Below are 20725 nucleotides of genomic sequence, written 5' to 3'. Positions count from 1 at the left end.
TCGACCGGGCCTTTGCCAATCCAGACAAACGCGCGCTTAGCTGCGCGGCTTGAGGTTGTCCGGATCGTAGAGCGGCTTGTAGCCGACGCCGGCGACTTCAACCGGATAGGTCTCGCCGAAATACTCCACTTGCAGCTTGCGGCCTTCCTGGCAGTAGGCCCAGGGGAGATAGGCAAGCGCGATGTTCTTGCCGATGGTCGGGCCGTAGGCGACCGAAGTGGTGAAGGAGCGGCGGCCGAGCTCGTCGACCAGCGTCTCTCCAGTCGCGGGATCCTGCACCGGCATGATGCCGACCGGGTAGCGCGCGACCCCCTTGGAATCGGTGTTCCCGGTCATCACCAGCGTGCAGAGCATCGCAGACTGATGCTCGCGGGCGCGATATTCCAAATGCTTGGCCTTGCCGCAGAAGTCGTTCTCCTTGACCTTCGGACGGGCAAGATCGGCCTCGAGCAGATTGTACTCGGTCAAGAGATCGGCATTCTGCAGCCGCAGGCTCTTCTCCATCCGGCGCGTGTTGGCATAGGTCTCGACGCCGAACGGCATGACGCCGGTGGAGCGCAGTGCGTCCCAGACGGCAAGCCCGTCCTCGTAGCGCATATGCAGTTCCCAGCCCTGCTCGCCGACATAGGAGATGCGGAAGGCCGTGACGTCCTTGCCGCCGATCCGGATCGGCTTGATCGCGGCGAAGGGGAAATTCTCTTGCGTCAGCCCATCCGGATTCTCGACCACCTTCTGCAGTGTGGTGCGCGCATTCGGCCCCCAGATGCCGATAGTGGCGTATTTCTCGGTCACGTCGGTGATGGTGACATCGAAACCTTTGTCCTGCGCGGTGCGTTGCATGTAGCGGAAGTCGCGCGGCCCGGCGTCGGCGCCGTCGATCACCCGGCAGCGGTCGGCCATGCGGATCACCGTGAAGTCCGCCCGCACCATGCCCTCCTCGTCGAGGAAGTGGGTGTAGATGCCCTTGCCGATATTGTTGTCGCCGCCGATCTTGGCCGCGCAGAGCCACTCCAGCAACGCGACATGGTCCGGGCCTTCGACGTCGTACATCGAGAAATGCGAGAGGTTGACGATGCCGCAATCCTCGCTCATCGCCAGGTGCTCGGCATTGGAGACGCGCCAGAAATGGCGGTTGTCCCACTCGTTTTCGCGCACCGGCACGCGGTTGCCGTATTTTTCGAGCAGGTGCTCGTTGGCGGCGTAGCCGTGGGCGCGCTCCCAGCCGCCCAGCTCCATGAAGTAGCCGCCGAGTTCCTTCTCGCGCTCCCAGAACGGCGAGCGCCGGATGTTGCGGCCCTTGGAGAAGGGCTCGCGCGGATGCACCGCCGGATTGTAGACCTTCATCGCTGTCTCGGTGCAGCGATCCCAGATGAACTGTTCCTTCGTCTGGTGCGGGTAGAAGCGCGAATAGTCGATGGCGTGGTGGTCGATCGACGTGCGGCCGTCGGTCATCCAGTCGGCGATCAGCTTGCCCATGCCGGGGCCGTCCTTGACCCAGATGGCGACGGCGTACCACAGCCCCCTCACCTTCTGGCTCTCGCCCATGGATGGGCCGCCATCGGTGGTGACCTGCAGCAGGCCGTTGAACGAATGCCCCTCATTGTAGCCGAGCTCGCCGAGGATCGGCGTCAGCTCCATGGCGCGCTCCAGCGGCGCCATGATCTGTTCCATGTCGAGGTCGCGCTGCGAGGGCGAGAGCCGCGCCTGGTCCTTCTCGAGCAGGTCGCGCGGATGGCAAAGGCGCGGATTGGTTTCTTCGTAGTAGCCCCACTCGATCTGCCCGCCCTCGGCGGTCTTGGGGTCGCCGGTGTCGCGCATATAGGCGGAGTTGCCCTGGTCGCGCAGCAGCGGCCAGCCGATCTCCTTGCCGGTGCCGGCGAACTCGTTATAGGGGCCGAAGAAGGTCAGCGGATGGTCGATCGGCATGACCGGCAGGTCCTCGCCGACCAGTGCCGCGGTTAAACGGCCCCATATGCCGGTGCAGACGACCACATAGTCGGCCTCGACCGTGCCGCGCTCGGTTACCACGCCCTTGATGCGGCCATTCTCGACGATCAACTCCCTGGCCGACGTATTCGCGAAAGCCTGGAGCTTGCCGGAGGCAACACCCTGGTCGACCAGCTTGCCGGCCACTGTCTGCGAGCGCGGGATGACGAGGCCGGCGTCGGGGTCCCAAAGGCCGCCCTGCACCAGATGCTCCTCGATCAGCGGGAACTTCTCCTTGATCTCGGCCGGCTCGATCAGGCGGGCACGTGTGCCGAAGGCTTTTGCCGAAGCGATCTTGCGCTTGATCTCGTCCATTCGCCCATCGTCGCCGACACGCGCGACTTCGAGGCCGCCGATGCGGGCGTAATGGCCCATCTTCTCGTAGAAATCGATGGAATAGAGCGTGGTCCAGCACGAGAGGAAATCGTGGCTGGTCGTGTAGCAGAAATCGGAAGCATGCGCCGTCGAGCCGATATCGGTCGGGATGCCCGACTTGTCGATGCCGACGATGTCGTCCCAACCGCGCTCGATCAGATGATGGGCGACCGACGCGCCGACGATACCGCCAAGACCGACGATGACGACCTTCGCCTTTTTCGGAAACTCTGCCATGGCCCGCGACTCCAAATTGGTAAAGCGGGCGGACTATAGGGCGGAGCGGTAGGGAGATTGAAGCCTGTTTGCGACATTGCGAAAGAGCCGAGCGACCCTGACGAATGAACGCGCTTCCCAAGCGCCACCAATCAGGAATTCCTTTGTGCGCCGGAGTCAGGCTGAAGCCTCCATGAGCTTCTCGAAGACACGCTGCTTGGCTTCGTGCACACTGTCCTCAAGCGACTTCGCCTCGGCCAGATGCGCGGCGATGGCGCTGGCCAGCATACAGCCCGTCCCGCGCATCGACGCGGTAAGGCGAGGCATTTCGAAGCGAACTGGTTCCCGGTCGGAACTCAACAGGATGTCTGTTGATCTTGCCCCCGCCGCATGACCGCCCTTCAGCACCAGCGCCCGCGACCCGGCCGCAAGCAATCGCCTTCCCTGCCGCAGCATGTCTTCATCGTTCACGGCCAATTCCGAACCGGTCAGCACCGCCAGTTCAACAAGGTTCGGCGTGACCAGGCGGCAAAGCGGCATGAGATCACGCTTCATGACGTCGACGGCATTCGGTTCCACCAGCGGCCTGCCTGACGAGGAAGCCAGCACCGGATCGAGGATCGCCGGTATCTGCGGATTTTCGCTCAGCACGGCGGCAACGGCGGCGATGGTCGGCACCGTTGCGAGCATGCCGATCTTGATGGCAGCTACCTCGTTGGCCTGCAACGCTGCTCGCATCTGATCGGCGACCAGGCCAGGTTGCAGATGAAGGATGCCCTTTACGGCGCCATGCGTCTGCACCGTCACCGCGGTAACGGCAAGACAGGTCCGCAGGCCAATCGAAGAGACCGTCTCGATATCGCGTGCAATCCCGGCACCACCGCTGGAATCCGATCCGCCGACGACAAGCACATGCAGGTCCCGGTTCAGCGCCATTGATCCGTCTTTTCGATCCATTCTCTGGTGCGCGCTTCGGGATCGGAATTCAGCGTTATGTCCGTGACCACCGCCGCGCTGTCGGCGCCAGCTCCGAAAACGCCATCGAGCCGCTCGGGGTTGAGGCCGCCGATAGCGACCAGCGGGAGAGGCGCGACCCGTTCCTTCCACGCACGGATCCGTTCCAGCCCCTGCGGCGCCCATTTCATTTTCTTCAGGATGGTGGGGTAGACCGGGCCGAGCGCGACGTAGTGCGGCTTCGCCGCAACGGCCGTTTCCAGTTCGGCATCATCATGCGTGCTCAGTCCGAGCCTGACGCCGGCCGCCTGTATTGCCGGAAGGTCAGCAGTTTGCAGATCCTCCTGGCCGAGATGGACGAAATCGCAGCGCTCCTCGATCGCCAGCCGCCAATGATCGTTGATGATGAGTTGGCATTGGTGTCGGGCGCACAAGGCCCTTGCCTTGCGGATCTCCACGCGCAGCTCGCCCTCGTCCATGTCCTTGATGCGCAGTTGCACGAGCCTGACACCAAGCGGCACCAGCCGCTCGATCCAGGCAGCGCTGTCGACGATCAGGTAGAAGGGATCGAGCTTCATGAAAAAACCGCCCTGCCGATTGTCGGCGTCGACGGTACGGCGACATCGCGCGGCTCGAGCAATCCCGAGCCGAAGGCTTCGCGGCCGGCGTCGACCGCCTTGCTGAAAGCGCGCGCCATGCCGACCGGATCGGCCGCCTTGGCGACCGCCGTGTTCAGCAACACGGCGTCGAAGCCGAGTTCCATGACGGTTGCCGCATGCGATGGCCGCCCGAGCCCCGCATCGACGATCAGCGGCACGTCGGGGAAATGCCCGCGCATCGAGCGCAGCGCCATGATGTTGACCGGTCCGAGGGCCGAGCCGATCGGCGCGCACCACGGCATGAGGACCTTGCAGCCTGCGCCCAGCAGCCGCTCGGCGACGACGAGATCGTCGGTGGTATAGGGGAACACCGTGAAACCGTCTTCGCACAGGATGCGGGCGGCTTTGACCAGGCTGAACACGTCCGGCTGGAGCGTGTCATGGTTGCCGATCACCTCTAGCTTGATCCAGGACGTGCCAAAAACCTCGCGCGCCATCTTCGCGGTCGTGACGGCTTCCTTCACGGAGTGACAGCCGGCGGTGTTGGGCAGGATCCTCACGCCGAGCGAGTTGACCAGCGACCAGAATTTTTCGCCGCCCCTGCCGCCAGCCATTTCACGACGCAGCGAAACCGTCACCACCGAGGCGCCCGACGCCCTGACCGCATCGGCCAGGATGGCCGGCGAAGGATACTGGGCGGTGCCGAGCAGCAGGCGCGAAGGCAGTACCGCTTCGAGAAGGTCGAACATGCTAGCCTCCCTGCATGGGCGAAAGGATTTCGATCCGATCGCCGTCGCTCAATCGAAATTCCGCCCGGTTGGCTTTGTGTACGACGTCGCTGTTGACGGCCGTCGCCAGCCAATCGCCTTCATAGTCAAGCTCGGCAAGCAGCACCGCCAGCGTTGCGGCGGCACTGTCGAGCGCTTCTCCGTTGACGATCAGTTTCATGCGCAAGCTCCCACGCGTTTGTCGGGATTTAACAGGATGTCAGCCGCCTGCCGCGCCATGGCGGGGGCAAGCAGAAAGCCATGGCGATAGAGCCCATTGATCGCGACGCCGTTGCCGAGCCTTTCGACGCTTGGCAAATTGTCGGCAAAGGCCGGACGGACACCGGTGCTCATTTCCACGATCGCCGCCTCACCGAAGGCCGGATGGAGCGCGCAGGCGGCGCTGGCCAGTTCCATCATGGAACGGACGGTGACCGGGCCGGCATCCTGGCTCTCGATCATCGTTGCGCCGGCCATGAAATGATGGTCGGCGCGCGGCACGATGTAGAGCGGAAAGCGCGGATGCAGCAGCCGGACGGGACGAGACAGCGATATATCCGGCGTACGCAGGATCAGCATTTCGCCGCGAACGCCGCGCAGCGCCGCATCGTCCGCCGCGATCCCCCGGCAGTCGACCCTGTATTTGAAGCCTGGAAGGCCTTGGCCGTCGGTTGCGAAATGGAAGTCGACGCCCATCGCGACCAGCTTGTCATGAAGCGCCGCCATTGCCCGGCGCGGGTCGAGATGCGCTTCGTCGGGGAAGAACAGCCCGCGCTTGAAACGGCCGGCGAGGTCGGGCTCCACCCTTGCGATGTCCTCCTCGCCCAACCAGCGATGGCCCGAGGTGCGGCTGGCGAAGCGGTCGAGCTCGCCCGCATCACGCGGCGGCGCGACGACGAGCGTTCCCGCCCGCGTCGCTTGGCCGGGCAAAGCAGCGTCCCACCAGTCGGCGGCGCCGCGTCCGAGATCCAGCACCGCCTGCTCGGCGCTCTCGCGCTCGCACCATGGCGCCAGCATGCCGCCTGCGGCCCATGACGCATTGCCGCCCAGGTGAGACCGGACCTCGACGACAGTGACCAACGCGCCGCGGTCCGCAAGTTCGAACGCCGCGGTGAGGCCGGCCACGCCGGCCCCCTTGACCAGCACCCTCATGACGACTCGACCGTGCCGAATGCGGCATCGCTGACAGGCATATAGAGATCGCCGCCGGCGCGGTATTTCTCCGCCATCGCCGCCATCCCCTCCTTCTGCGCTTCGGCGCGGATGTCGTGGGATATGCGCATGGAGCAGAATTTCGGTCCGCACATAGAGCAGAAATGCGCCACCTTGTGCGCTTCCTTGGGCAAGGTTTCGTCGTGGAACGAGCGCGCCGTTTCGGGATCGAGCGACAGGTTGAACTGATCTTCCCAGCGGAACTCGAACCGCGCCCGGGAAAGCGCGTCGTCGCGGACCTTCGCTGCGGGATGCCCCTTGGCAAGGTCGGCGGCATGAGCGGCTATTCTGTAAGTTATCACGCCGGTCTTGACGTCGTTGCGGTCCGGCAGGCCGAGATGTTCCTTCGGCGTCACATAACAGAGCATGGCCGTGCCGAACCAGCCGATCATGGCGGCGCCGATGCCGGACGTGATGTGGTCGTAGCCCGGCGCTATGTCCGTCGTCAGCGGCCCGAGCGTGTAGAACGGCGCCTCGCCGCAGACAGCGAGCTGCTTGTCCATGTTCTGCTTGATCTTGTGCATCGGCACGTGTCCGGGACCTTCGATCATCACCTGGCAGTCCTTTGCCCAAGCGATCTTGGTCAGCTCGCCAAGCGTTTCCAACTCGGCGAATTGCGCTTTGTCGTTGGCATCCGCGATCGAGCCGGGCCGAAGGCCGTCGCCGAGCGAGAAGGAGACGTCATAGGCACGACAGATGTCGCAGATTTCCTCGAAATGCTCATAGAGGAAGCTTTCGCGGTGATGGTGCAGGCACCATTTGGCCATGATCGAGCCACCGCGCGAGACGATACCCGTGACCCGATCGACGGTCAGCGGGATGTAATGCAGCCGCACGCCGGCGTGGATGGTGAAATAGTCGACGCCCTGCTCGGCCTGTTCGATCAGCGTGTCGCGATAGACCTCCCAGCTCAGGTCTTCGGCGATGCCGCCCACCTTCTCCAGCGCCTGGTAGAGCGGCACCGTGCCGATCGGCACCGGCGAATTGCGCACGATCCATTCGCGGATGTTGTGGATGTTGCGGCCGGTAGACAGGTCCATCACCGTATCGGCGCCCCATCGGATCGCCCAGACCATTTTTTCGACCTCCTCGGCCATCGACGAGGTGACTGCGGAATTGCCGATATTGGCGTTGATTTTCACCAGGAAATTGCGGCCGATGATCATCGGCTCGCTCTCGGGATGGTTGATGTTGGCGGGGATGATGGCGCGGCCGCGCGCCACCTCGTCGCGCACGAATTCCGGTGTGACGAAATCCGGAATCGATGCACCGAACGCCTCGCCATCCTGTTGCAGCTTGCCCCACAGCGTCTCGCGGCCGAGGTTCTCGCGGATGGCCACGAATTCCATTTCGGGCGTGATGATCCCTGCACGCGCGTAGGCAAGCTGCGTCACCGCCTTGCCGGCTTTCGCCCGCAGAGGACGATTGCGGACAGGAAATTCCGGCGTCAGCCGTTCGCCAGTCGCAAATCCGTTGTCCTCCGGCCTGACGTGGCGGCCGTCATAAGCTTCGACATCGCCGCGCGCCGCGATCCAGTCCTGCCGAAGCCGGGCAAGTCCCATTTCGATGTTCGTTTCGATCGCGGGGTCGGTATATGGGCCTGACGGATCGTAGACCGTCACCGGCGGCTCACCGGCGGTCGGGTGCACGCTGATCTCGCGCATCGGCACCCTGATCTGCGGATGGAGGACGCCGGTCTTGTGGATTTTCCGTGAGGCGGGCAGCGGTCCCGTCGAAACGGCGGGGGTCAAGGCATTCATTTGAGGCTCCTTTGCTCATCTGCATTGGAGACCCAGTTCTGTGCCGGAAGGATGAAAAGCCGCCTTGGTCCACCTGTGCGAACAGGTCTTCGGGCATGGAGTCCCGCAAAGCGCTTGCACCGTCCCTACGCCAGTATGAACTGGATCAGGTTCAACGGGTCACTGCGCCGCGAAGCCAGCAGTATCTCAGCCCCTTGCCGGGACTCCCCTGGTGAATGGCTCAGTTGAACGAGCCGCCGCCGCTTTGTCAAGCGCATCCGGCCCGAACGGCAATTGGGTTCGATTGCCGCCACAGCGGTGGAAGCTAGGCGAAGGCCCAGATGTCCTCGGCCTGGAAGCCGACTTGATAGCCAGCGGTCTTGAGCTTGACGACGACCTGGCCGATCTCGGCCGCCGACAGCGCGCCGACCTCGATCTTGATCATGCCGGGACGGTAGCGCTGGAGGTCGAGCTGGTCGAACACCATCCAGTCGGCGCCCTCGCAATCGACCAGGAAAGCGTCGATATAGCTGACGCCGTTGCGGTCGAGCAGCGTCTGCAGGGTCTCCGACGGCACCTCGATGTCCTTCAGATGCGGCGCGAACTTGTTGAAATTGGCGTCCGCCTCGCCCCAGGCATTCTTGCCGGACATCAGATTGGTGTCGGTGACCGACGAGCAGCCGATGAACTCGATCGGCAGCGTGCCGGCCTCGAGCGCGGCGGCATCGAACGTATGGACGGTGATGGTACCCTTTGTCCTGGTCACCGCCACCGGCTCGATGACGAAGCGCCCGGTGTCCGGATAGTTGGCGCGCAGCCGCTTCTGGTTGTAGGGAATCGGCTCGACCAGCATCGCCCGAGCACCCCTGATGCGGTGCAGCCAGGGCGTCACGTCGTCGAACAGCGCGCCGTCGCAGGCGCCGACATTGACCATCTGGAATGGTCGTCCACCGCCGAAGCGCGCCTTGAGCGCCGCGTTGGCGAGGAACTTCGTGCCGCGCAGCGAGGGTCCACGATCGAGCAGGCCTGCTGGAAGGCCGAGCGACAACAGAACGCGCGCGATGGTGGAAACTGAGCTCATGACTTGTCTCCGGAAACGACGTGCTGCACCTCGCGGTGCCGATCCGGGCTCGCCGATGCCCACAGCGCCATCAGCCGCGCGGCGAGCAGCAGGAAGGGCGGCAGAAGATTGGGAAAATAGATGCGGGTGTCGTGGATCGGGAAGACCGTGAACTTCGCGAGCACGCCGAGCACCAATGCCGCAAGCAGGATGCCGGCGCGGCGGTCGAGCCGGAAGCCGGCGCGGTCGAGCCCGTACCAGCCGGCTAAAGCCAGCACCGAGACGCCGACCCAACTGTTGACGTCGATGGCGCGCACCACCGAGGCGGCAAAGGCCTTGAGATAGGCCGCCACCGAGAATGGCGGTTCGAAGCCGTCCATATTGTAGTGCTGCTCTATGCTGGAGAACCAAAGATGCGGCCACCAGCCGGGATGCTGCGCCCAATGCGAGATGGCGAAATAGGCGACGAAGGAGGCGGCAAAGCCGGCCAGCGCCCCCCACGCCTTCTGCCGGAACGCGACGAGCAGAACGGCGAAGATGGCGAGGAAGACGATGTTGTCCGGCCGCGCCATGAAGGCGAGGAAAAGCAGGGTCGCCGAGGCTGTCTCGCGTTTGCGGACATAGGCGAACAGCCCGCCGAGGAACAGCGCCGAGCAGAGGAGGTCCGGCGTCGAAACCCGCGCGGCATCGCCGAAATCGGCCATGATCAGGATGGCGCCGGCGACCAGCGCCAGCGCCAGCGCGCCTTCCGCCCGCAGCCAGAGCAATGTGATGGCGCCGAACAAGAGCACCGAGAACACCTGCACCAGCCGCATCGCCTCGACCGGCGAGACGATATGGCTGAGGCCAGACAGGATCTCGGCGTAGAGGAACTTGATCCGGTACATGCCGAGCAGCGAATGGAAGTCGGCGGCATTCTCCGCCATGTGGCTGCGGAAGCCGCCGCCATCGTCGGTCAGCATCTTGTAGTCGCCCGCCGACACACCTTCCTTGACGGTGCTGTAGGCATAGTCATGCAGCGCCCGCGGAGCGGGATAGGTGCCTTCCTCGGCGATCGCGAGGTAAGGCAGCATGTCCCAGTTGGCATCGGGCATGAACCAGGCCGTCACGGCGGTCAGCAGGATGTAAAGCGAGAAGGCCGCCGCGCCGATCGGCGCGGCCCATTTCGCATAAGCCCCCTCGCCCCAGGCAAGACCGGCGCCGGTCAGCCGGTCGAGCGCATTGGTCGGGACAATGGGCGGCCTAGTCAGCATCGTCTGTCTCAGCGGACCTGGCTTTTCACGAAATCCCTCACGATCGCCACGATGCCGCGCGACAGAAGGCTGTCGAAGGCATCGACGAAGCGGTCGACATGCTCGCGCTGGCAGATCAGCGGCGGCTCGAGCCGGATGACGTTGCGATTGTATTCGGTGAAGGCGACGAGCACGTCGTAGTCGCGCAACAGCAGCGCGCCGACGAAGCCCGACAGCGAGCCCTTCAGCTTGTCGTCGAGCACGCTCACCAGCGGACGCAGCACCATCGGCAAGGTTTGCGAGAAATCGTGGAACTCGAGCCCGATCATGAAGCCCTTGCCGCGCACGTCCTTGATGATCTTCGGATATTTCGCCTTCAGCGCCTGCAGCCGCTGCCGAAGGTAATCGCCGGTCGAAGCCGCATTGTCGATCAGGCCCTCGTCATAGAGGACGTTCAGCGCCTCGATCGCGGTGACACAGGCCTCGCCCATGCCGCCGAACGTCGCCATGGCATGGATCATCGCCGTCTTGGGCGTGCCATAGGCCTTCATGTAGACGTCGCGCTTGGCGATCATGGCGCCGACTGCCGCCTTGCCGCCGCCGAGCGATTTCGCCAGCGCCGTCACGTCCGGCACGACGCCGTAATGCTCGAAGGCATAAAAGCGGCCGGAACGGCCGTAGCCGCATTGCACTTCGTCGGCGACCCACAGCACGCCATACCGGTCGCAAAGCGCGCGCAGCTTCTGCCAGTATTCGGCCGGCGCCTGGATGATGCCACCGCCGCCCTGGATGGTTTCGAGCACGATGGCGCCGATCTCGGGATCGTTGCGGAAGGCGCGCTCGACCGCGTCGATGTCCGCGAAGGGAACGCGCACGGCATTGTCCGCCACCTTGAACTCGGCGCGATAGAGCTGACCGTCGGTGATCGCTAGCACGCCCTTGGTCTTGCCGTGGAAGGAGTTCTCGGCATAGACGACCTTCGGCCGCTTGGGGCCTGCGGCGCGTTCGGCGAGCTTCACCGCCGCTTCCATGGCTTCCGAACCAGACGAGCCGAGGAACACCATGTCGAGATCGCCGGGCGAGCACTTGGCGATGTTGTGCGCAAGGGCTGCCGCATATTGCGACATGAAGGCGATGGCGATCTCCTGGCGCTTCTCCTCCTGGAATTTCTTGCGCGCCTCGAGGATGCGCGGATGGTTGTGGCCGAAGGCCAGCGAACCGAAGCCGCCGAAGAAGTCCAGGATCTTGCGGCCGTTCTGGTCGATATAGAACATGCCCTCGGCGCGCTCGATTTTGACCTTGTGGAAGCCGAGCAGCTTCATGAAATGCAGCTGGCCCGGGTTGAGGTGCGTCTTGAACAGGTCGGTGACACGGGCGACATCCATCGCCTTGGCCTGTTCGACGCTGATCAGGTCGGGCTTGGCGATGGTGGCCGGCAACAGCGCCGGCGCATCGACCAGCGCGCGCACGCCCAGTTCCGGTTTGGCAATGACAGTCATCTCGAAATCCCCCCTTCGTCGCCTTATTCGGCAGGAACGTGTTTGGTGGCGACGGCGTGGCCGTCCTTCTTGGCGCGGTATTCGCTGTAGGCGGCGATCAGCATGTCCTCGTCGCGGTATTGCGGCACCCAGCCGAGCTGACGCTCGGCCTTGGACACGTCGAGCACGCATTCCTCATCGGCGATCAGATACTGCTCCGGATCCATGATCGGCATGTTGAAGAGGTCGAGCAGGTCGAGCGTGCGCTTGACCGCCCAGCCCGGCGACGGCAGCAGGATCGACTTAGAGCCGGCATGCTTGATCAGGTCCCCGAGCAGTTTTCTCACCGGCGGCGGATTGAGCGAACCGAGATTATAGGCTTCGTTCGGCACGCCGGCTTTCCAGGCCGCGCGGGCGGCTTCGGCGCAGTCGAACACCGAGATGAACTGGTATGGATTCCTGCCCGAGCCGATCATTGGCACCGGCAGGTTCCAGTCGATCAGCTTGAAGAGTTTTTCCAGGATGCCGAGGCGCCCGGGCCCGATGATCAGGCGCGGCCGGAACAGCGAGATCGACATGCCGCGCTTGCGCCATTCGGCGGCGAGCTCCTCGGTCCTGAGCTTCGACAGGCCATATTCGCCAAGCGGTGCCACCGGATGATTCTCGGTCATCGGCAGCACCACGGTATGGCCGTAGATCATATCGGTCGTGTAGTGGACCAGTTTCGAGGCGCCGGCCTTGTCCATGGCCTGGATGATGTGTTCGGTGCCGTGGAAATTCACCGGAAAGAAGAAGTCGTGCCGCTTGGCGCGCACCTGGATCGGCGACAGCATCTTGGCCGACAGGTTGTAGACCATGTCGTCGGCCCTGAGGCCCACTGCCGCGACCGAAGCCGGATCGGTCACGTCGCAAGTGATGAAGCGCACCGAACGATAGTGCGGCAGGTCGCTCTTGACGATGTCGGCGACGACGACGTTCTCGCCGTCCGCGGCAAGCTTGGGGGCAAGATGACGGCCGACGAAACCGTCGCCGCCGAAAATCACATGTCTCATCGAACGATCTCGTTTGCGCCGATCTTGTCGGAGGTGATGGAAGCAGTTTGGTCCTCATGCCCGCGGCCACCCAAATCGCGGCCACTTTGCGCTATCAGCACGGTGCCGACGCAGATGCAGGCGATGCCGGCGATGCGCCACCCATTGAGGTCCTCGCGGAAGACGAAATAGGCAAAGACGGCGACCGCAACATAGGCGAGGCTCAGGAACGGATAGGCGAAGCTGAGCTCGACCTTCGACAGCACGTAGAGATGCGAGGCCATCGAGATGACGAAGGTGCAAAGGCCGAGGAATATCCATGGGCTGAACACGATCTGCAGAAGCTTCAAGAGCGGATTGACGCCCTCGAACGAGATCGGTCCCATCGACATCATGCCCTGCTTCAACATGAGCTGCGCAGCGGCATTGGTCATGACCGTGAAGAGAATGAAGACGATGTATTTCATTATTGCCACCCCGCCCTTGAACGGTCCTACTACAAACCTGCAAATATTTAGTGAAATCACATGTCTATTTTGAGTAAACCCTGATCTTAACGCGCCATTTACCAAGATTTACTCAAATTCGACCTACTCCGCAGCCTCGGTCGCACCTCTTCCAGCATCCAGTTTTTTCGCTGTCCGCGCCCAGAAACTCGACAGGAAGGCCGGATCGCGAAGCGCCTCCAGCCGCTGCCATTCCGGGAAGGGCGTCGCGAAGGTTTCGGGCCCCATGCGTGCATCCTTGTAGGGGTTGACGGCCCCACCGGCCTCGACCGTGATGCGGTCGAGCTCGGCGAGAAGCCTCAGCGTCCTTTCGCTTTTGTTGGGAAAATCGAGCGTCAGCGTGTAGCCGGGCCGCGGGAACGATAGCAACGCCGGCGAACGGACGTCGCCAAACCGCTTCAGGACCGTGAGAAACGAGCCTTGGCCTGCCCGCCGCGCCGCTTCGAGCAGGGCCGGCACGGCGCGCCGCGCGACGGCCTCAGGCACCACGCTCTGGTGCTGGAAAAGCCCGCGCGGTCCATAGAGCCGGTTCCAGTCGCGAACGCCGTCGAGCGGAAAGAAGAAGGCCTGGTAGCCCGCCCGGCGCGCATCGGACGAGCGGCCCTTCTTCCACCGATAGGCAGCGTTGAAGACGGTCAGGAACGGGCGGTTGAGCACGTTGAAGGGAGGCCGCACGGGCACCGAGATCCGGCTGCCTGCCCGGGCGGCGGCATGCGAGCCGTGCTCGGCGTGGTTGCCGGTGAACAAGAGGCCGCGCCCGCGCCCGTGACCGCCGGCAAGCTGATCGATCCAGGCGACGGCATATTCATTGGCCTGGTCGGCTGCATCCGCAAGGTCGAAGAATTCGTCGAGATCACGAAACCGGGTCGCCTTCTCGACGATGTCGAGCGAGGGCACGCGCATCAGCCGGATCGACGCCGACAGGATCAATCCGGTAAGCCCCATGCCGCCGATCGTCGCCCTGAAGAGATGGGCATTGTCGGTGTCGGAGCAGCGATAGGTCCGGCCGTCGGACCGCAGCAGGGTCAAGGATTCGACATGACAGCCGAATGTGCCGCGCCGGTGGTGGTTCTTGCCGTGGACATCGTTGGCGATGGCGCCACCCAGGGTCACGAATTGAGTGCCGGGAACCACGGCCGGAAAGAAACCGTAGGGCGCGGCATAGGCGATGATGTCGCAAAGCAGCACCCCGGTATCGGCCTCGATCGCGCCTGTCTCGGCGTTGAAAGCGCGGATGCGATTGAGCGGCCGCATGTCGACGACCATGCCGGCGTCGTTCTGGCAGCTGTCGCCATAGGAGCGGCCATTGCCGTAGGCGATGAGCGAACCAGGCTTGGCCGCGCCACTCTTCAACAGCGCAATGGCATCGTCGGCAGGGATGGAATGGCGTGCCGGAGGCGTCGCCAGTCCGAAACTGCCGAAGCGTTCGCCGCCCGCCCTCACCAACCCCAGCCTCCCGCGACCAGAAGCACCGCGCCGATGGCCACCACGATCTGGCTGCGCCAGTCGCGGATGATGAAGACGACCGGATCGTCATGCATCTCGTCGCGGCGGGCGAGGATCCAGACGCGCATGGTGAGATAAAGCACGATCGGCGCTAGAGGCCACATCACCCAGGGATGCGGATAGAGCTCGCGCACCGCGACGCTGTCCATGTAGAGCGCCAGCACCAGCGCCGAGGAGAAGGCCGAGGCCATGCCGGCCTGGGCGACGATCTCCTGGTCCTCGGTGCGATAGCCGCGGCCGGCGATGCGCTCGCCGACCGGGATGGCGGTGGTGCGCAGTTCGACGAAACGCTTCACCAGCGCAAGCGACAGGAAGAAGAAGATCGAGAAGGCGAGCAGCCAAAAGGAGACATCGACGCCGGTGGCCGCCGCGCCCGCCAGCACGCGGATCGTGTAGAGGCCGGCCAGCGTCAGCACGTCGATCAACAGCATGCGCTTGAAGGACAGCGAATAGGCAGTGGTCACGACCATGTAGCCGCCGAGCACGCCGAGGAATTCGATCGGCAGCAGGCAGCCGATGGCGATGCCGATGGCAAGCAGCACGGCGATCGCGCCAAGGCCGAACGGGATCGACAGCACACCGCTGGCGAAGGGCCGGTTGCACTTGGTCGGATGCTTACGGTCCAGCGCAAGGTCGAAGAAGTCGTTGACGATGTAGATGGCGGAGGCGACGGCGCTGAAGGAAACGAAGGCCAGAACGCACTGCCAGATCATGCCGACATTGAAATACTCATGCGACAGCACCATTGGCACAGCGATCAGCGAATTCTTCAGCCACTGATGGATCCTCAGCATCCTGACGTAGGTCTTCAGCGTCCGCTTCGGCGCCGGCATCGTCTCGGCGCCATGCCCCGCCTGCCAGCGTCGGGCGCTGCGGTCCGGCGCGACGATGATGGCGTTGCGTGCGCCATCGAAGACTTTGAGATCGTGCCGGCTGTTGCCGGCATAGTCGAAGCCGCCATCGCCATAGGCGGCGACCAGCGAGGCGCGCTTCCTGGCCGAACTCAAATTATGCGGTCCGTCCGTCGCCAGCACGCGGTCGAAGATGCCGAGATGCGCCGCGATCGCCTCGGCGAATTTGCGCGGTGTGCCCGTAGCCAGCACGATCTTGCGGCCTTCCTCCTGCTCGGCGCGGAGCCGCCCGAGCAGTTCAACCCGGTAAGGCAGCGAGGCCGGATCGATGTCGACGCGCGCGGCGATTTCCTGCTTGAGCCGCGCGGGACCGCCGGTCAGCCAAAGCGGCAGGAGAAAGACATAAAGCGGGTTCTTCTTGAGCAGGATGAACAGGCCTTCCCACAGAAGGTCCGTTGCAATCAGCGTGCCGTCGAGGTCGACCGCAAGCGGAATTGCGTTCCTGTCCGACCGCGCGTCCATTGTTGCCCTGCCTGCTCACCCCCGCGCCGTGCTTCGGCGCCCTTGCGACGGATATAGCGGGAGATGGCGGAGCGAACGTTAAAACGCCCGGTTGCAACGCGCTGTACAGACGGTATTTCCGGCGGCATCGTTAAGCGGCGCCTATCGGAAACGATAAAAGGCCGGACATTCGCCCGGCCTTTGCCGATCGTGCTTATGGGCGCTCTTACTTGATACGGGCGATGCCGCCCGATATCTCGACCGTTTCCGAACCGGTCAGCGCTTCGAGGTCACCGTTGGGCAAGGTAACAAAGCAGCCATTCGGGCAGAATTCCACCGTCTCGCCGGCGGCCAGCGCCAACTCGGTCTTGCCGCCGCCTTCGGTCACGATCAACGTCCGCGTCTGAGCGTCCTTGTTGACCGCGCTGGCGGCAAAAGCCGAACCGCCCAGGGCCAGGAAAGCGATGGCGGCAACGACAGACTTCCACATTGCAATTCCGGTGTTTCCACACCGCCTCTGTTCATTTTCGCAAGGCATTCTCGCCCTTTGCGTGAGAGCTTATATGAGATGTAACCTGAACCGCAACTGAATGCCGCATTCATGCCACAATCGGCTTTGGCCGGAATTTCGCCGGCCGGCAAACCTAAGCATGTCTCCCGAAGGTGGGACCGGTTTCGGGACAAAGACATGCTTGAAAAAAACTTAAAGCAGATCGCGCGAATCTTCTTTCACGCGACCTGCTTTAGTCGGGGTCGGGCTTGCGGCCTTTCCTCTTCGTTTTGGCCAAACGGGCCTGCTCGGCCGCGGCCTGGGCTTCCAGCCGCTCGCGTTCGGCGAACTCGGCTTCGATCTTGTCGTCATCGATCGGCCACGACTCGTGCTTCGTTGTCTCGACCACGGCGCGCGGCGTCGACGGGATCTCGATATGCTCGTCCTCGAAGATATCGAAGATCGCGAAGCGGATGTCGTTCTGGACGATGCTGCCGTTCAACACGTCGGCCACGAAGACGCGGATTTCGAATTCGAGCGCGGCCGGCCCAAAATTGGCAAAGAGCACGAAGGGCTCGGGGTTCTTGAGCGCCATCGGATGGGCGCGGGCAATGTCGAGCAGGATGGCATGGACGCGCTTGACGTCGCTACCATAGGCGACGCCCACCTTGATGTCGACACGGCCAAGCTTGTTGCGGTGCGTCCAGTTGCCGACCGCATTGTTGATGAGGTTCGAGTTCGGCAGGATCACCGACTGCCGCTGAAACGTCTCGATCTCGGTGGCGCGCACGCTGATCTTTCTGACCGTGCCGCTGATGTCGCCGGCGACGATCCAGTCGCCGACCTTGAACGGTCGCTCGGCAAGCAGGATCAGGCCTGAGACGAAGTTCGAGACCACGTTCTGCAAGCCGAAGCCGATACCCAGCGAAAGCGCGCCGGCCACCAGCGCCAGATTGGAAAGATCGATGCCCGCCGCCGATATGCCGACGAGCGCCGCGAGCGCGACGCCGGCATAGCCCACCGCCAGCCGGATCGAGTTGCGCACGCCGGTGTCGACCTTGCCGCGCGCCATCACCGAGCCGTCGAGCCAGCCCTGGAACCAGCGCGTCAGGAAATAGCCGATAACGAAGACGACGATGCCGGTGAGGATGCCGAGGACGGAAATCGTCACCGAACCGATGGTGACGCCTGTCGCCAGCTTGAAGGCCCAGGCTTCGATATCGCCGGGCTGGAAGCCCCACATCAAGAGGATCAGTGGCAGGAACACCAGCACGATCATCAGGTTGATGGCGATGCTGACCACCAGGCCGAGCTGGTCGAGCGCGGTGTCCTCGTAGCTGGAATTGGCAGACAGCCAGCGCCCGACCGAGGTGTCGGCGAAGCCGCCCTCCTCGCCGATCGCCCGCGCCGACAGGAAGCCGATATAGGCGGTGACGAGCGTGGTGCCGGTGACCACGACCTGGATCGAGACGAAAAGCGCAAGACCGATATAGCCGAGCAGTGCTGCGGCGATGGTGAGCAGGCCGAGCCCGATGGCAATGAAGCGAAGCCAGGCCGGCCAGGGACGCCAGGACCCATCATGCGCCTTGAAAGGCCTCAGCACGCCCATAAGGATCAGGATGATGCCCACGATGACGGTGGCAACGAAGCTCCTGGCAATCGTCAGCGACAGCGGCGAACCCATCTTCTCGTTGACGACCGACAGGAAGTAGTTGAAGCCGAGGACCACGGCCATGGCGGTGGCCAGCCGCACCAGCCAACGCGCCGGTCCGGTTGCGACTGGAATAAGCCGCCAGTTCGGCAGCCGCGGCTCGAGTGCCGCATTGGTCAGCCGATTGACGCAGAACACCACCGCGACGACGGAGAGCAGCGCGTTGAGGAATTCGCCGATGTCGCCGCGCAGCACGCTGTAGTAGTTGAAGAAGAACACGGTCGAGGCGAGGAACGCGCCGAGCGCCACGGTCGGCAGCAGCGTCGACCAGAACGCCACCGACAGCCGGCTGAGGTAGGACGGCTCTTCGACGGAAGGATCGGCCTCGAAGATGCGGCCGAACAGGCGCCTGCCGCCGATCAGCAGCACGGCCGCCAGTGCCAGCGCCATCAGCGTCGCCGCAAGCATGGCTTGGAACTTGAACTTCAATGCGAAGGTGAGCCAGGAGGCCACCGCCTTGTAGAGGCCGGTGAACTGATCGTGCGCGTCGGAAAAGGCCTGCGGGCTCAGCGCATCGGTCAATTCGTAGCGTTTCGTCAGAACGCTCCGGAACAGCTCGCTGCGCAGGATAGCGATCTTGTCGACCAGCCCGCTGATGCGGATCGACAGGTTCTGCGCGCTGGCGACCACGGCATTGATCTCGGCCTTCTCGGCCGTGAGCGCCGCGCGCTCATTGGCGACGATCGCAGGCTCCGGCGGCTGCCCCTGCGCCGGCTGCGGCCCCAATACCTCGATGCGAGCGTTGATGTCGTTGAGGCGCGAACGGAACGCGAGCGCGCTGTTCAGCGCGGCGCGCGAAATATCCTCGAGCTGCAAGCGGGTATCGACAAGACCGGCATCGTCCTGGTCGGGAGCGCTTAACTTCTTCTCCAGGCCGTCGGTCTTCGCCGTCAGGTCCTGGATGGCCTTGGTCTGGTCGGCGATGAGCTGCGCGGAGCCCTGGCCGATCGCCTGCCCCATCGCGTCTGACGACGGCTGTGCCGCGACAGCGACAATGGCGACCAGGATCAGGCGTAGCAGTCGGAAAATCATGACGTGACGGGGCGACTCGCGGCCGAAAGATCTTCGAAAATTCCGCCCTTGATAAAGACCGGCATATCAGGCGGCAAGCCGTCTCCATCCGCAGACCGACGGCGCGGATCGAAGTCGGCCTGTCGAAAAGCTATGGCGCAATCTTGGCTTTGCGCTTCTCGCCTGCTCTATAGTCTGCCGCCTCGCACCAAAAGGACGACAGGAAGAATGGCGGAATACTCAGCCTTTTCGCTGCTCAAGAACGCGCTGAGGGGCAACCAGGACTGGACACCGGCCTGGCGCAAGCCGGACCCCAAGGCGTCCTATGACGTGATCGTCATCGGCGGTGGCGGCCATGGGCTCTCGACCGCCTATTACCTTGCCAAGGAACACGGCATCACCAACGTCGCGGTGCTGGAGAAAGGCTGGCTGGGCTCGGGCAATGTCGGCCGCAACACCACGGCCGTGCGCTCCAACTACCTTTTGCCGCAGAACACACGCTTCTACGAACATTCGATGAAGCTGTGGGAGAACCTGTCGCACGACCTCAACTACAACGTCATGTTCTCGCAGCGCGGCTGCCTCAACCTGGCGCACACGCCGGCCCAGCTCGACGACTATGCAAGGCGCGGCAATGCCATGCGCCATCTCGGCGTCGACGCCGAGCTGATGAGCGTCGGTGAGATCAAACGGCTTGTGCCGGCGCTGGACGTCTCGGGTTCGGCGCGTTTTCCCGTCCTCGGCGGACTGATGCAGCCGCGCGCGGGCACCGCTCGCCACGACGCGGTCGCTTGGGGCTATGCGCGCGGCGCCGACCGGCGCGGCGTCGACATCATCGAGAATTGCGAGGTCACCGGCTTCCTGCGCGACGGCGACCGCATCACCGGCGTGACGACGACGCGCGGCGACATCCGCGCCAAGAAAGTGGCGCTTGCCGTCGCCGGCAGCACCGGCCAGGTCATGCAGCTTGCCGGCATTTCGCATATGCCGATCGAAAGCTACGTGCTGCAGGCGTTCGTGTCCGAATCGCTCAAGCCGATCATCAACACCGTTCTCACCTTCGGCATGGGCCACTTCTACATTTCCCAGTCCGACAAGGGCGGTCTCGTCTATGGCGGCGACCTCGACGGCTACAACAGCTATGCGCAACGCGGCAGCCTGCCGGTCGTCGACGAGGTGATGAGCGAGATGCTGGCGCTGTTCCCGGGCCTGGCGCGGGTGCGCATGCTGCGCTCCTGGGGCGGCCTTTGCGATATGACGATGGACGGCTCGCCGATCATCACCACCGGACCGCTGCCCGGCATGTATCTCAACTGCGGCTGGTGCTATGGCGGCTTCAAGGCCACCCCCGCCTCTGGCTGGTGCTTCGCCTGGACGATCGCCAAGGACGAGCCGCACGAATTCAACGCGCCCTTCACGCTCGACCGTTTCTATCGCGGCCTCATCATCGACGACAAAGGCCAGGGCGCGACCCCGCGGCTGCATTAGGGTTGGAATCAA

At 63.8% G+C, this 20725-nt stretch carries 17 protein-coding genes and 1 riboswitch; of the genes, 1 reads left to right on the top strand and 16 read right to left on the bottom strand.

The genetic code is table 11. The features are described 5' to 3' along the window. Positions 1–36: 36 nt before the first annotated feature. The 16 genes from AU465_RS29230 to AU465_RS29155 form a co-directional block, all read right to left on the bottom strand. Positions 37–2598, bottom strand: a complete 2562-nt coding sequence (locus AU465_RS29230; protein WP_192255823.1) for a GcvT family protein — start codon at positions 2596–2598, stop codon at positions 37–39. Positions 2599–2754: 156 nt separating this feature from the next. Then, positions 2755–3513 (bottom strand): hydroxymethylpyrimidine/phosphomethylpyrimidine kinase, encoded by a 759-nt coding sequence (locus AU465_RS29225; protein WP_192255821.1) that lies wholly within the window; start codon positions 3511–3513, stop codon positions 2755–2757. After that, the gene (locus AU465_RS29220) at positions 3504–4109 is read right to left on the bottom strand and encodes a thiamine phosphate synthase (RefSeq protein ID WP_192255818.1); all 606 of its coding nucleotides are present in this window, start codon (positions 4107–4109) and stop codon (positions 3504–3506) included. The genes AU465_RS29225 and AU465_RS29220 overlap by 10 nt, the downstream gene beginning before the upstream one ends. Further along, entirely contained in the window at positions 4106–4879 is a 774-nt protein-coding gene (locus AU465_RS29215) for a thiazole synthase (RefSeq protein WP_192255816.1), read from the bottom strand. The genes AU465_RS29220 and AU465_RS29215 overlap by 4 nt, the downstream gene beginning before the upstream one ends. Before the next feature lies 1 nt (position 4880). Continuing rightward, positions 4881–5078: a sulfur carrier protein ThiS gene (thiS, locus tag AU465_RS29210; protein ID WP_127861929.1), complete on the bottom strand. Its 198-nt coding sequence runs from the start codon at positions 5076–5078 to the stop codon at positions 4881–4883. Beyond that, complete coding sequence (thiO, locus tag AU465_RS29205) at positions 5075–6049, bottom strand: glycine oxidase ThiO (protein WP_192255815.1); 975 nt, start codon at positions 6047–6049, stop codon at positions 5075–5077. The genes thiS and thiO overlap by 4 nt, the downstream gene beginning before the upstream one ends. Further along, positions 6046–7869: a phosphomethylpyrimidine synthase ThiC gene (gene thiC, locus AU465_RS29200; RefSeq protein WP_192255812.1), complete on the bottom strand. Its 1824-nt coding sequence runs from the start codon at positions 7867–7869 to the stop codon at positions 6046–6048. The genes thiO and thiC overlap by 4 nt, the downstream gene beginning before the upstream one ends. 104 nt (positions 7870–7973) lie before the next feature. After that, positions 7974–8089: riboswitch (TPP riboswitch) on the bottom strand. 84 nt (positions 8090–8173) lie between these two features. Beyond that, on the bottom strand, positions 8174–8929 hold the full coding sequence (locus AU465_RS29195; protein WP_192255810.1) for an FkbM family methyltransferase: 756 nt from the start codon (positions 8927–8929) through the stop codon (positions 8174–8176). Then, on the bottom strand, positions 8926–10161 hold the full coding sequence (locus AU465_RS29190; protein WP_192255808.1) for a hypothetical protein: 1236 nt from the start codon (positions 10159–10161) through the stop codon (positions 8926–8928). Before AU465_RS29190 ends, AU465_RS29195 begins: the two co-directional genes overlap by 4 nt. A gap of 8 nt (positions 10162–10169) precedes the next feature. After that, on the bottom strand, positions 10170–11639 hold the full coding sequence (locus AU465_RS29185; protein ID WP_210325302.1) for an aspartate aminotransferase family protein: 1470 nt from the start codon (positions 11637–11639) through the stop codon (positions 10170–10172). Between the two features lie 23 nt (positions 11640–11662). Beyond that, on the bottom strand, positions 11663–12670 hold the full coding sequence (locus AU465_RS29180; RefSeq protein WP_192255806.1) for an NAD-dependent epimerase/dehydratase family protein: 1008 nt from the start codon (positions 12668–12670) through the stop codon (positions 11663–11665). Beyond that, positions 12667–13116 (bottom strand): EamA family transporter, encoded by a 450-nt coding sequence (locus AU465_RS29175; RefSeq protein WP_192255804.1) that lies wholly within the window; start codon positions 13114–13116, stop codon positions 12667–12669. Before AU465_RS29175 ends, AU465_RS29180 begins: the two co-directional genes overlap by 4 nt. Before the next feature lie 123 nt (positions 13117–13239). After that, positions 13240–14601 (bottom strand): FAD-binding oxidoreductase, encoded by a 1362-nt coding sequence (locus AU465_RS29170; protein ID WP_210325301.1) that lies wholly within the window; start codon positions 14599–14601, stop codon positions 13240–13242. Beyond that, on the bottom strand, positions 14595–16034 hold the full coding sequence (locus AU465_RS29165; RefSeq protein ID WP_192255802.1) for a UbiA family prenyltransferase: 1440 nt from the start codon (positions 16032–16034) through the stop codon (positions 14595–14597). The genes AU465_RS29170 and AU465_RS29165 overlap by 7 nt, the downstream gene beginning before the upstream one ends. Positions 16035–16239: 205 nt before the next feature. Next, a complete protein-coding gene (locus AU465_RS29160) occupies positions 16240–16503 on the bottom strand; it encodes a hypothetical protein (RefSeq protein ID WP_126088656.1) in 264 nt (87 codons plus the stop codon). 253 nt (positions 16504–16756) lie between these two features. Then, the gene (locus AU465_RS29155; protein ID WP_192255800.1) at positions 16757–19246 is read right to left on the bottom strand and encodes a mechanosensitive ion channel family protein; all 2490 of its coding nucleotides are present in this window, start codon (positions 19244–19246) and stop codon (positions 16757–16759) included. A gap of 207 nt (positions 19247–19453) precedes the next feature. On the opposite strand from AU465_RS29155, the gene AU465_RS29150 reads away from it, so the two are divergent. Next, a complete protein-coding gene (locus AU465_RS29150) occupies positions 19454–20713 on the top strand; it encodes a sarcosine oxidase subunit beta (protein ID WP_192255798.1) in 1260 nt (419 codons plus the stop codon). The last annotated feature ends 12 nt before the right edge of the window (positions 20714–20725 follow it).

Source organism: Mesorhizobium silamurunense, from assembly GCF_014843905.1.
GTDB lineage: Bacteria > Pseudomonadota > Alphaproteobacteria > Rhizobiales > Rhizobiaceae > Mesorhizobium > Mesorhizobium silamurunense.
Note: the sequence above shows the minus strand (reverse complement) of the source record. Positions and strands in the feature narration are given on the sequence as shown.